The following is a 13413-nucleotide window of genomic DNA, read 5'->3' on the forward strand; positions in this document are numbered from 1 at the left end:
ACAAGTCTCGCCGGGGTCGCTTCACTCCCGGTCTCGCTATGCACTCACAGAGCACAAGTCTCGCCGGGGTCGCTTCACTCCCGGTCTCGCTATGCTGTCCGGCAGAGATGGTTGCACTGTCCGCTCCGCTGGGCAGGACAGCAAAGTCGCTATTTTGGGTAAACGCTTCCCCTTTTCCCGAAACGAACATTCAATCACAACGCTTCCAAGACTGCGGGTCACACTATCAATTCTACAAGCCATCGTTCTTTCCTTTCCGAAATTGAGCTTCCTCGATCGGTAAAGAACCATGCCATAAAAAAACAGCGGCACAACCAATGTGCTGCTGCAAGGTTAAAGGGAGACGGCTTTTCCCGAATGTCGCTGAATCTGTCCCCCAAGACGCTGGAACGTCAGATCCAGCCTCTCATATCCCCGGTCAATATGATTCAATCCGGTCACCCGGGTGGTTCCTTCCGCCGCGAGGCCGGCGATCACCAAGGCGGCCCCTGCCCGGAGATCCGTTGCGTCGACGGTTGCTCCGATCAAGCGGGAGCCTCCCCGGATCTCGACGCGGTTGTCACCCGCCTCGAGATCGGCCCCCATACGGACCAGCTCCCGGACGTGCTTCAAACGACCGTCAAAAATTTTCTCGGATATGCTGTTTCGCCCTTCACTCAAGGCAAGGAGCACCATGATTTGCGGCTGCATATCCGTAGGAAACCCCGGATACGGTTCCGTTACCAGATCGCCTACGGCATTCAGCCGGGAAGAGCCGCGGACCCATAAAGCATCTCCCTCAATGCGGATTTCGGCTCCCGCCCGGTCCAAGATCTCCAAGCTGGAGCGCAAATGGTCCGGCACCACATGGGTCAACAACACCTCACCGGCGGTGGCGACGGCGGCGGTGGCCAGCGTCCCGGCCACAATGCGATCCGGGATGATTTCATATGAGACCGGTTGAAGCCGCTTCACGCCGCGAATGGTAATCGTGGAGGTACCGGCTCCGTGAACCTCGGCTCCCATCCGGTTGAGAAACCGCTGTAAATCCACGATCTCGGGCTCCCGAGCGGCGTTTTTGATCACCGTTTCCCCTTCGGCAAGGACCGCCGCCATCATAATATTTTCCGTCGCCCCCACACTGGGCAGCTCCAAGTGGATTTCCGCCCCGGTCAGTTTTCCCGCCGAACAATGGATACTGTCTCTCTCTTCCCGGATCTCCGCACCCAAAAGCCGCAACCCCTTCAGGTGAAGGTCAATGGGGCGGGCTCCAATGGCGCATCCCCCCGGACGGGAAACCGTCACTTCCCCGGTCCGGGCCAAAAGCGGGCCCATCAAAAATATGGAGGATCGCATTTGCCGCATCAGTGCTTCGGGGATGTGCGTGGATTTGATTGTGGAGGTTTCCAGTTTTACGTTGTTCCCGTCCCATCTCAACTTCACGCCGAGAGCTTTCAGGATCCGGTTCATCACTTCAATGTCGGAAAGGCGGGGGACATCCCGGATCTCATGAATGCCCCCGGCCATCAGCGTGGCGGCCAGGATGGGAAGAGCTGCGTTCTTGGCACCTTGAACACGGACGGTTCCGTACAGAGGTTTTCCGCCTTTGATGACAAATTGGTCCAATGTTCCACCTCCGTCTACCCCTCGCCCACCACCTGAACTTCAGGTACCAAGGTGACCCCGTATTCCTGTTTGATGGTTCGGATGATGTGCTCGATCAGGGTGAGAACATCGTTTGCCGTCGCGTTCCCGCGGTTGATAATGAAGTTGGCATGTTGGGTCGACACTTCGGCATCACCAACCCGGTACCCTTTCAACCCCGCGGCTTCAATCAGCCGGCCGGAGTGGTCGCCCGGCGGGTTGCGAAAAACACTGCCCGCACAGGGATACTGCAAAGGCTGAGTCCGTCTTCGCCGGTCTTTGAACCGGGCCATGGCAGCCGCCACTTCTTTCGGATCCCCTTCCTTCAGCTGGAAGGTGGCTTCCGTCACCACCCCGCGTTTTTCCTTTTGCAGGATGGAAGTCCGGTAGCTGAATTGCAGGTCCTCCTTGTCGAGGATGGCCCATTCCCCGCTTTCCAGGAGAACCTCCGCCGATTCCAGCACCTTGGACAGTTCGGAACCGTGAGCACCGGCGTTCATGAATACCGCCCCGCCGACGGTTCCGGGGATGCCGCCGGCGAACTCCAGACCGGTAAGGCCGTGTTTGGCTGCCATGACCGACAATTTGACAAAGGAGTACCCACCCCCTGCGGTGACGCGGTCTCCGTCCACCTGCATGTGGTCCAAGCCGTTTCCCATTTTGATCACGGCTCCTCGGATTCCGCCGTCCCTGACCAACAGATTGGAACCTCTTCCGATCACCCTCCAGGGGATCCCGTGTCGGTGGATCACCGACATCGCCCGCTCCAACTCCCCCTTGCTGCGGGGATAAACCAGGAGATCGGCGGGACCACCCACCTTCCATGTGGTATGGCGTGAAAGTGGCTCGTTGATACGAACGTCCTGGACATCCAATTCTTTTATCTCTTGGGCGATTTTCTCCACAGGTGGGGCCTCCCCTCAAAGACGCTCATCTCGAAAGTGGTATCCGGGTGCGGTATACGATAGTCTATGCCTTCGCCGGTTTTGTGTGACGAAAGCCTGCCCGGACTCGGTTTTCGATCAATGTTTCCTTCGCGACAGTTTGTCCAATTCATCGACGATCACCTCTGCGGCATCGGGGCGACCCAGTTTTCGTGCGGCTTCGCTCATCTCCCGATGACGATTGGGATCATCGGTGATGGCGCGGATCATCTCCCACAGGCGCCCCCCGTTCAGTTCTTTTTCCAAAATCATACATCCCGCCCCCTGCTCTTCCAACCAGCGTGCATTGGTTTCCTGGTGGTTGTTGGTGACATAGGGGGATGGGACGAGAATGGACGGGATCCCCAGTGCCGTCAATTCGGCAAGAGTGGATGCTCCCGCCCGACCGACGACGAGAGACGTGCCGGCAAGTACGTCCGGCATGTTGTAGATAAAGGGCCGGATCGTCAAATGGGGGATCCCGTCTTCATTTTCGTCCTTTATATTAGCAGTTACTTTTTCATAATGCACCTCTCCAGTGACATACACGAAATGGAGGTGATGGGCTTCGCGGATCCGGGGGATCATTTCGGTCACCGCGTCGTTCAGCGGTTTTGCGCCCCGGCTGCCTCCGAATATCAGCACGATGGGCTTGTCCGCCTGTTGGACCCCCAGGGATTTCCTCCCCTTCTTCCCGTTGGCATGGATCACTTCGGTACCTCGGGGATTCCCCGTGTGGATGATCCGACGTGCCTTGGAAAGGTACTGTTCCGATCCGCTCAGGCTGATGGCCACCACATCCACGTAACGGGAAAGGAAACGTGTCGTCAGTCCCGGAAGGACATCCGGTTCAAGGATCAGCGTGGGGATTCCCATCCGAGCGGCCGCGTACAGGGAGGGACCGCTCACATATCCCCCGGTCCCGACGACCACATCCGGCTGGAACTCCCGGATGTACTTTTTGCATTTCCTCACGGCCCTCAGGAATTTGGCCACCGTCTGCAAGTTGTCCAGGGAAAGTTTCCGTCGGAAGCCCTGGATTTCCACCGCAAAGAAACGGATGTCTTCTTCTTTGGGAACGATTTTGGCTTCCAATCCGTTTTCCGTTCCGATATATCCGATTTCCGCATCGGGGAACCGCTGTCGGATCGCCTTGGAAATGGAAAGGGCCGGGTAGATGTGCCCGCCTGTTCCTCCCCCGGAAAGCATCACTTTTTTCATGTTATCACCTGTTTTCCGATGGTGTTCTCACTTCGTGTAACGGGACAGGTTCAACAACAGGCCCACCGCCACCAGGGTCAAGGTGAGCGAAGAGCCTCCGTAACTCAGAAAGGGCAAGGTGATTCCCGTAACCGGAAAGGCACCGGTCACCACCCCGACGTTGATCACGGCCTGGATCACGATCATCCCCGTCACACCGGCAGCGACGAGGCTCATGAACATATCCGGCACCAAAATGGCCACCCTGAGCCCCCGCCAGACCAGAACAGCGAAAAGGACGATCGCGGTCCCGGCCCCCAGAAAGCCCAGTTCTTCCGCCAAAATTGAAAAAATGAAGTCCGTATGGGGCTCGGGAAGATACAGGTGCTTCTGCCGGCTCATTCCGAGACCCAAACCCATGAGACCGCCCGGACCGATGGCAAAGAGAGACTGGATGACCTGATATCCCGCACCCAAGGGATCCTGCCAGGGGTCGAGAAAAGCGGTGATCCGCTTGACCCGGTACGGGGCCGCCATCACCAGGCCCGCAAAACCGATCACTCCTGCCATGCACAGACCGGCTAAGTATCTCATCTTCGCTCCTGCCGCAAAGATGAGGACGAAGGCAGTCCCCATCAGGACGGTGCCGGTTCCCAGGTCGGGCTGCAACATGATCAGGGCGAAAGCGGCACCGGCGATGGAAAGCGGAACCGCCAACCCTTTGAGAAACGTTCCGGTTTCACGGGCGTTCAAGGTCAGATAACGCGCCAAAAACAAAATGACGCCCAGTTTCATAAACTCCGATGGCTGTATGCTGAAAGCACCGATTCCCAACCAACTGCGGGCCCCACCGCGCACCATGCCCACGCCGGGGATGAGCACCAGCACCAACAGAAAAAAACAAATGAACAGACCGGATTTCGCTCTTTGGTAGAAGAGACGGGGATCCAGTCTGGAAACGAACAACATCAGGAAAACGCCCAAAGCGGCGAACAACATCTGCCGCTTCGCATAAAAGAAGCTGTCACCGAACTTGTGGTAAGAGTAGGCGGCACTGGCGCTGTACACCATGATGACGCCGATCGTCAAAAGTGACAGAATGACGGTGATGATCACCACATCGGGAGCGCTCCGCGGTTTCGGCATGGGCGTTTCACCTCAATGAAGATTTTGGGGCAAGCCTATTTAAAGACTATGCACGGCTTGTTTAAAAATGCTTCCCCGTTCTTCAAATGAGGCGTGTTGATCCCAACTGGCACAGGCGGGAGACAAGAGTACCACGTCTCCGGTTTCCGCCAACCGGTACGCCCGTTTGACCGCTTCGGACACGTCCGCCGCTTTTTCCCGCCGGGGGACTCCCGCTTCCTCCGCCCGGGCGAGGAACACATCCGTTGTCTGACCGTAAGCGACGATGCCTTTCAGACGTCTGCCAAACACCGGGGCCAGTTCCCGGAAATCCACCCCGCGGTCCAGTCCGCCGGCAATCAGGATCACCGGCTCTTCAAAGGACTCGATGGCGGAGATGGCCGCCTTGGCGTTGGTGGCCTTGGAATCATTGAAAAAACGGACGCCATCCACAGTGGTCACGTACTCCAGCCGGTGTTCCACTCCGGTGAAGGTGGCCAGCTCTTCCCGAACCGCATCCAAAGGACATCCGGCTGCCAGGGCGATGGCTGCGGCGGCCAAGGCATTCTCCTTATGGACCCCCGGGAGTTGAACACGGGAGACGGGCAAGATCCGCACCGGGTCCCGGCCGGGAAGGCGGGCCGTCACCCACCCGCTTTCCATCATCACCCCCGGGTTCACGGTTTCCCGCCGGCTGAACCACCACACCCCCCCTTTCATCTCCTCCGCGAGCGTAAGGCACGCCGCGGAGTCCCGGTTGAGGACGGCGATGTCCCCGGGTTGTTGATTGGCAAACATTTTCATCTTGGAAGCCAGATAATCCTCCATGGAACCGTGGTAATCCAAGTGGGCCGAAACCACATTGAGAAGGGCCCCGATCCGGGGGCGGAAGGTCTGGGTCCCTTTCAGCTGAAAGCTCGACAATTCGGAGACGAGCCATTCCTCCTTTCCCATGGAAGGGGCCACCTCCGAGAGAGCCATGCCGATGTTGCCCGCCACCCGGGATGGAACCTGCCCCGCGCTCAACATCCGTCCCACCAGGGAAGTGGTCGTGGTTTTCCCGTTGGATCCGGTGATGCCGATCAGGCGGGCTTCAGTCAGACGATATGCGACTTCCACTTCGGTCACCACGGGAATTCCCAGCTCCAGTGCCTTCCGAACGGGGGGGACCCGGTAAGGGATCCCCGGGTTTTTGACCATCAGATCCACACCGGGATGGACCACCCCCTCGGGATGTCCCCCCAGAACCACGTGAATACCCGCCTCTTCCAGCATCCCGGCCTCGGGACATTCATGCCGGGGCTTTCGGTCATTAACCGTTACTTCGGCTCCCAGCGAACGGAGAAGCCGGGCCACTGCCAAGCCGCTCTTGGCCAGACCCAAAACCAGGACGTGTTGGCCTCTGAACTCCTTGTGAGCCGGTTTCAAGTCAGGAACACCTCCAGATAAATACCCAGACCGGCAAAGAGAAACCCGATGAACCAAAACGTCGTCACCACACGCCATTCGGACCATCCGATCAATTCAAAATGGTGGTGAACCGGGCTCATACGGAAAATTCGTTTTCCCCGGAGTTTAAAGGAGGTCACCTGCAGCATCACGGACAACGTCTCAATCACGAAGACGGCACCGATAATCGGCAGGAGGAGCTCCGTTTTGGTGATGACGGAAAGGGCCGCCAGTCCCCCGCCCAACGCCAGGGAACCCGTGTCCCCCATGAACACTTTTGCCGGGTGGGCGTTGAAAACCAGGAACCCGAGCAATGCCCCCACCACCGACGCGGAGAAAATCACCACCATGTAATTGCTCTGGACCATTCCGATCACGGCATAGGCACCGTAGGCAATCGCCGCCGTCCCCGCCACCAGTCCGTCCAGCCCGTCGGTCAGGTTGACCGCGTTGGAGGCGGCAATCATCATCAGCACCAGGAGGGGAAGGTAAATCCAGTTCAGTTCAAAATGGAGATCGGTGCCCGGCAGGTGGATCGTCGAGATAGCCGGATTCTCCCCCCGCACGATCCGAACTTCCCACAGGACCCAAAAGAGCACCAGCCCGATGAACAGTTGGCCCAGAAGCTTCTGTTTCGCTGTCAGCCCCAGATTCCTTTTCATCACCACTTTGATGTAGTCATCCATAAAGCCGAGAATACCGTATCCCAGTGTGGCGAAAAGAAGAAAAAATAAATCCGCCAACGATTCAAAGAAAAAGACATTGCTGAGGGGGATCGCCGTCAGGACGATGACAGTGAGAAAAATCGTACCGCCCATTGTGGGGGTACCCGCCTTTTTTTGGTGGGCCTTTGGACCCTCTTCACGAATGGACTGACCGAACTTCAACCGCCTCAGGATCGGAATGACGAAAGGTCCCAGCAATACGCCGAGGCCGAAGGCCACGGCGAGGGGAACCAGGATCAACCGCATATCCATTTAAGCTGAATTCTCTCCTTTTGTAAGTTGTTGCACAACCCGTTCCAAGCGGGCTCCCCGGGAAGCTTTCACCAGAAGAGCAACCTCTTCCCCTCCGTCCTGAAGGAGCTTTTCCGCCGCTTCTTCCGCACTGTGAAAATGGGTCACCGGGAGGTTGGGATCCGCCGCCCGGGCTCCGTCGGCAATCCAGCGCGCGCGTTCTCCCAATGTGAAAAGACGGGTAACCCCGTGCTCCGCTGCATAGCGGCCCACTTCCCGGTGAAGGGTCTCCTCTTCCTCTCCCAGTTCCAAAATGTCTCCGAGAAGGACCCACTTCTCACGGAATCCCTCCAGGGAGACCATCAGGTCGATGGTCGCTCGGATGGCGGTGGGACTCGCATTGTATGAGTCATCGACGACCGTCATCCCGTTCGCTGCGGTCAGGGTGTCCAATCGCATCCCGGATCGTTCCACCCGGTCCAGTCCCTTTTGGATCTCCTGTTCCGTCAGGTTGAACAGCCGACCCACATTAATGGCCAGAAGGGCGTTCACCGCATTGTGACGTCCCATCATTCCGAGCCTGAAACGGTTTCCGGTGGAGGAAGAGCGGAATGCGATTCCTTCCGTACCTTTCAACTCCAGTTCATAAGCTGTGTCTTCATTGGCCGATTCGAATCCCACACCGACAACGTTCCGCTCCTCACCGGCCAGGCGTCTCCGCAGAAGGGGCTCATCCCCGTCGATCAACAGGACGCCGTCGTCGGAGAGCCCTTTGAGGATCTCCAGTTTTGCGTCGGCGATGGCTTCCCGGCTTCCGAGAAACTCAAGATGGGCCTCCCCGATGTTGGTCACCACGGCGACGTCGGGGGCCGCGATTTCCGACAGCCGGGCGATCTCCCCGGCCCGGTTCATTCCCATTTCCAGCACGGCCACCTCGGTGTTCTCCGGCATCGAGAGAATCGTGAGGGGAAGACCGATATGGTTGTTCAAGTTGCCCCGAGTCCGGTGCACCCGGTAACGCACTCCCAACACGGCTCCCGTCAGATCCTTGGTGGTCGTCTTCCCGTTGCTCCCGGTGATTCCAACCACTTTTACCCCCGATTCCCGGCGGCAGGCCGCCGCCAGCTCCTGCAAGGCGGTAAGGGTGTTCTCCACCTGGAGCAGGGGGATCGGCGGATGTTCGGGCAGATCCTTGGACCAGAGAGCGGCTGCCGCTCCTTTTTCGGCGGCGGCATCCAGAAAATCATGCCCGTCAAACCGCTCCCCCTTCAAGGGGATGTAAAGTTGGTTCTCCTTCAGGGTGCGGGTGTCGGTGGAAACGCCGTCCACCAGCAGGGTGCCGTCGGAGACCCCGCCAATCAGTTTTCCGTTGACCGCATCTTTGATTTCTCTCAAGGTTTTTTGCATTTGAATCTTATCCTTTTGTCAGAATCGCTTCACGCGCCACTTCACGATCGTCGAAATCGTATCGGATGCCGCCCACTTCCTGATAGGTTTCGTGACCTTTTCCTGCAATCAAGACCACATCCCCCGGCTGGGCGCTCTTCACAGCATACCGGATGGCCTGGGCCCGGTCAAAGATGGTTTTCACACGTTCTTCGGAGAGATTCTTCACACCGGCCAGCATGTCATCGATGATCTGGCGGGGATCCTCAGTGCGGGGGTTGTCGTTGGTAATGAGGACTTGGTCGCTGTACCGGGCCGCAATGCGGGCCATTACCGGCCGTTTGGTCGGGTCCCGGTCGCCCCCGCAGCCCACCACGCAATACACAGATCCCCGGGCAAACTCGCGGATGGTCGCCAGCGCGTTTTCCAGGCTGTCAGGAGTGTGGGCATAGTCGACCAAGACGGTGAACGGCTGCCCCTCGTCCACCGCCTCAAACCGACCGGGTACGCCTTTCACCCGGTTCAGGGTGTTGCGGATGGATTCCAAGGGGACCCCTTCCCCCAGAGCGGCAGCCGCCGCAGCGAGGGCATTGTACACGCTGAATTTGCCCATCAGTTTCATGTCCACTTCTGCGGACCCCCGGAACGTGTTCAGGGTGAACCGGGTGCCACCGGGGTGGAAGTGAATGTCGTCCGCGCGAACATCGGCCGGGTTCTCCACCCCGTACGTAAGCACTTGTGCGGCCGTTTCTTCCATGAACCTCCGGCTGGCTTGATCGTCAGCATTCAACACGGCCAAGGGCTGTTCTTCCGCCCGGTCTCCGTAATCGTTTCCCAGTTGACTGAAGAGCAACCCCTTGGCTGCCCGGTAATCTTCCATCGACCCGTGATAATCCAGATGATCCTGGGTGAGATTGGTGAAAACGGCGGTTCTGAAACGGCACCCCCGGGTCCGTCCCATGTGGAGAGCATGGGAGGAAGCCTCGATGACGGCATGGGAGCAACCGGCATCGGCCATTTTCCGGAAGCCGCGCTGCAGTTCCACCGCCTCGGGCGTGGTGTTTTTCACCGGATAGAATTCATCGCCCACCATCATATGAATCGTCCCGATCAGTCCCGTTTTTCTTCCCCAGTCACGGAGAATATCCCGGATCAGGTGGGTCGTGGTGGTTTTTCCGTTGGTTCCCGTCACTCCGATCAGCTTCAACTGACGGGTGGGGTGCCCGTAGAAAACGTCGGCCAGGACCGCCATCGCCCTTCGGGTGTCGGGCACCCGAATGACGGGAAAACCGTCTTCCGTTTCCGGATCCTCTTCCACCACCACGGCGGCGGCTCCTTTTTCCACCGCCTGGGAGACATAACGGTGGCCGTCCACGGTAAATCCTTTCAGTGCGATAAACAAATCCCCCGGCTTCACTTGCCGGGAATCCACTTCGATTCCCTCAATCCGAACATCGGTATTTCCGGTCACTCGCGCAACCATGAGAGAACCAATCAGCGTTTCCAGGTTCATGCGTCTCCTCCTAACCGACTGCAACACTCAGGGAAAGACACGAGAAATGCCAGGATGCACCTGGCATGAAATGATTTCATCAACCCTATTTTAATCTGCTTTCGGCTATTTGTCACCCAAATAGATCCGGATGGGTGTCCCCTTCTCCACCCGTTCCCCCGGTTTGGGCGCCTGGTTGATCACGGTTCCGCCCTTTCCGCTCACCTGCAGGGGGGTGTCGTAGAGGCTGTTCCGGATATCCGACACTTTCTCCCCGATCAGGTCGGGCACTTTCACGATCGGTTTGGTGAGAGGCCTCTGTTCGGGCGGAATCTGATTTTTCCGTTTCTCCACCTTCCGATACCGCAGACTGTCATGCAGAATGTTGCGGACGATCGGCGCGGCAACCACACCGCCGAACTGGATTCCCTTGGGATTATCGACGGCCACATAGACGACGAGTCTCGGATCATCCGATGGAGCCACCCCGATAAAGGAAACGATGTGGTTGTTTTTCATGTAACGGCCGTCGGGGCCCACTTTTTGTGCCGTCCCGGTCTTTCCCCCGACCCGGTATCCGTCGATGAAAGCCTTCCGTCCGGTTCCCTTGGCCACCACACTTTCCAATGATTCCCTCACTCTTTCGGAGGCTTCTTCGGAAATCACCCGCCGCTTCACGTGGGGCTCCGTTTCTTTCAGTACTTCGCCGGTGTCCGGATCTTTCCAGGCTTTCTGGATGTAAGGTTGCATCAGCTCACCGCCATTGACGGCTGCCGCCACGGCTGTCACCTGCTGGATCGGGGTGACGGAAACTCCCTGTCCGAAAGCCGTGGTGGCCAGCTCCACCGGCCCCACCCGTTCGGGCTTGAACAAGATGCCTTTCGCTTCTCCGTTCAGATCGATTCCGGTCTTTTGACCGAACCCGAACTTTTTGATGTAATCGAATAACTTTTCTTTCCCCAGACGTTGGCCCAGGGTCACAAATCCGGGGTTGCACGAGTTTTCCACCACTTCGAGGAAGGTCTGGGAACCGTGACCTCCGCTTTTCCAACAGCGCAGCTTGGCTCCTCCCACTTTGGCATATCCCGGATCGTGGAAATGCCCTTTCAGATTCACTTTGTTTTCTTCCAGTGCGGCTGCCAGGGTGATGATTTTGAAGGTCGACCCCGGTTCATAGGTCCGCCAGATCGGCAGGTTCCGGTTATAGATCTCGGGGTCCACTTCCCGGAACTGATCCGGCCGAAACGTGGGGCGGCTGCCCATCCCTAAGATTTCCCCCGTTTTGGGATCCATCGCGATGGCCAGAATATTTTCCGGATCATACTGGGCCATGGCCTGGTCCATCTCCCGTTCCAGGATCATCTGGATGTTCTTGTCCAGGGTGAGCACCATGTCCCATCCGTCTTCGGACGGGGTGTATTGATCCTCCCCGCCGGGCAGTCGCTCCCCTTTGGCGTTCGCTCCGAAGGACACGTGGCCGGGTGTGCCCCGGAGCTGTTTGTCGTAGACCAGCTCCAGGCCCGCCAACCCCTGGTTGTCAATCCCCGCAAACCCCAGGATATGGGCCGCCAGGCTCCCCTCGGGGTAGTGGCGTTTGCTGTCTTCCGCCACCGTGATCCCGGGAAGCCGCAACTCTTGGATCGATTTGGCCCGATCCTCACTGATTTTTCGGCCGTAGGGATTGAGACGGACGATCAGCTGCTTTTTGGTGATCTGCCGGTAGATTTTTTCTTCCGAAGTCATCAAAATCCTTGACAGCTCCCGGGCGGTACGGGCGGGATCCTTGATTTGGGCGGGAATGGCCAAAACCGACGGGGAACTGATATTGTAAGCCAACACCTCCCCGTTCCGATCCAGGATCCGCCCCCGCTTCCCCTCAAAGGGGATGTTCCGGGTCCACAAGTCCTGGGCCTTTTCGCTCAGCCGTTTCCCCTGGACCAGCTGGACATACCCCAACCGGGCCAACAGCCCGCCAAACAACAACAATCCCACCAAGAGCGCGATAAACAGGCGTTTACGGACCACACTGCTCGGTACAGATGACAATGGCCGCCCCCCTCCCAAGACAGGTTCTCCTAAGACAACCCTATTCCGGAAAGCGGTGCGATAGAACGGGCCCATTCGCTCAAAAAAGAAACCTCCCGACCGGAACGGGAGGTTCTTACTCGGACCAACCGTCTTTCGTCCAGCGACCCATCCGATACAGTTCCCCGTCATCGAACCCGGTGGTCACCCAAACGTCCGGAAGCTGCCGGGGATGGAGCCGGGGGAACGCACTGATAATCAAAAAAGTGGTGATGCCGATCGAACCCAACACTCCAACATCTTTGTTCACCTGAAACCATTGTTGCACCTGATCGTAAACCTTGAAACGGGGGGCATACCTTGCGGGCTCATCGTAAGGTGGACACGCCCAATCATCATCCTCGGAATCCCATTCCTTGGATTCCGCCATATACAAGCCGACTCCGGTCTCCTTTTCGAACAAACCGAAATTCAAGGCTCGGGTCCGAGATGGAACCGGCTTTTTGTTTAATTCCTCCGCCAACCATTGATTAAAGTCGACCGCCGTTCTTTGAAGCTCAGCGGCATCAAGGATGGGTTCCAAGGAGGGGTATCGAGATCCCGCTGTCCGGTTCAGGCAGTCCACAGCCGAAGGAGCCCCCGGCTGCATCTTCCGCAACCACATCAGAACTCCGTTTCGTTCAGATCTTCCACCTCCGGGCTTCGCGGATCACCCCCGCTCAAAACGGATCCATCACGGAACGGAACGGGGGAATATAGCGGTCTTACTCAAAACCAGGGTGCACCTCCGCTTCTTCATCCATTTAACCGAAAATTCGACATTTTTCGGGTGCAGGTCAACCGGTTTTTACCGATCCGTCCATTCCGTCAACACCCTGGCCAGCGGCTTCCGGCACCTTCTCCGCTCCCAGAATGAGAGAAAAGGGAATCACTTCCTCCCGGCCGTTGTTCAGAATCAGCCACCGTTGGACAAGATCGATCCGCACCACTTGGCCGATCATGCTTGTCGGACCGTAGCGATGGGCATAGATCACGGCGATGGGTTGTTCCTCCATTTTGGACCACTCGATGATGCGGCAAAGTCTTTTTAAGGTGGCAGGATCCCGTTGGTGCTGGCATTCTTCTATCATCTTTTGCTCCCTCCACCACGGCATCCCCTGCTCCGGCAAAGCACCTCGATTCTCTTCCCCCCGTTTGCTCCCACACTTCAAAACTCCCATGAGGTTCACCTCAT

11 protein-coding genes are annotated in these 13413 nt (G+C 57.8%); all 11 read right to left on the minus strand.

Annotated features, from left to right (window positions below; all coding sequences use genetic code 11):
* Positions 1-333: 333 nt before the first annotated feature.
* Positions 334-1605, minus strand: coding sequence for a UDP-N-acetylglucosamine 1-carboxyvinyltransferase (gene murA, locus C8P63_RS16930; protein WP_108026118.1), 1272 nt, complete (start codon positions 1603-1605; stop codon positions 334-336).
* Between the two features lie 14 nt (positions 1606-1619).
* Entirely contained in the window at positions 1620-2528 is a 909-nt protein-coding gene (gene murB, locus C8P63_RS16935; protein WP_108026120.1) for a UDP-N-acetylmuramate dehydrogenase, read from the minus strand.
* 117 nt (positions 2529-2645) lie between these two features.
* The gene (gene murG, locus C8P63_RS16940; protein WP_108026122.1) at positions 2646-3767 is read right to left on the minus strand and encodes an undecaprenyldiphospho-muramoylpentapeptide beta-N-acetylglucosaminyltransferase; all 1122 of its coding nucleotides are present in this window, start codon (positions 3765-3767) and stop codon (positions 2646-2648) included.
* Between the two features lie 27 nt (positions 3768-3794).
* Positions 3795-4892 carry a stage V sporulation protein E gene (gene spoVE, locus C8P63_RS16945; protein WP_108026124.1) on the minus strand — a complete coding sequence of 366 codons (1098 nt, stop codon included), beginning with the start codon at positions 4890-4892 and terminating at the stop codon, positions 3795-3797.
* A 39-nt stretch (positions 4893-4931) separates the two neighbouring features.
* Positions 4932-6299: a UDP-N-acetylmuramoyl-L-alanine--D-glutamate ligase gene (murD, locus tag C8P63_RS16950; RefSeq protein ID WP_245920988.1), complete on the minus strand. Its 1368-nt coding sequence runs from the start codon at positions 6297-6299 to the stop codon at positions 4932-4934.
* Positions 6296-7297: a phospho-N-acetylmuramoyl-pentapeptide-transferase gene (mraY, locus tag C8P63_RS16955; protein WP_108026128.1), complete on the minus strand. Its 1002-nt coding sequence runs from the start codon at positions 7295-7297 to the stop codon at positions 6296-6298. The genes murD and mraY overlap by 4 nt, the downstream gene beginning before the upstream one ends.
* Positions 7298-8683, minus strand: coding sequence for a UDP-N-acetylmuramoyl-tripeptide--D-alanyl-D-alanine ligase (locus tag C8P63_RS16960; RefSeq protein WP_108026130.1), 1386 nt, complete (start codon positions 8681-8683; stop codon positions 7298-7300).
* Positions 8684-8690: 7 nt separating this feature from the next.
* Complete coding sequence (locus tag C8P63_RS16965) at positions 8691-10175, minus strand: UDP-N-acetylmuramoyl-L-alanyl-D-glutamate--2,6-diaminopimelate ligase (RefSeq protein ID WP_108026133.1); 1485 nt, start codon at positions 10173-10175, stop codon at positions 8691-8693.
* A gap of 105 nt (positions 10176-10280) precedes the next feature.
* Positions 10281-12200, minus strand: coding sequence for a stage V sporulation protein D (locus tag C8P63_RS16970; protein WP_245920990.1), 1920 nt, complete (start codon positions 12198-12200; stop codon positions 10281-10283).
* 115 nt (positions 12201-12315) lie between these two features.
* Positions 12316-12837 (minus strand): hypothetical protein, encoded by a 522-nt coding sequence (locus C8P63_RS16975; protein WP_146172202.1) that lies wholly within the window; start codon positions 12835-12837, stop codon positions 12316-12318.
* A gap of 178 nt (positions 12838-13015) precedes the next feature.
* On the minus strand, positions 13016-13399 hold the full coding sequence (locus C8P63_RS16980; RefSeq protein ID WP_170109735.1) for a YolD-like family protein: 384 nt from the start codon (positions 13397-13399) through the stop codon (positions 13016-13018).
* Positions 13400-13413 lie beyond the last annotated feature (14 nt).

The organism is Melghirimyces profundicolus, assembly GCF_003054245.1.
Taxonomy (GTDB): Bacteria; Bacillota; Bacilli; order Thermoactinomycetales; family DSM-45169; genus Melghirimyces; species Melghirimyces profundicolus.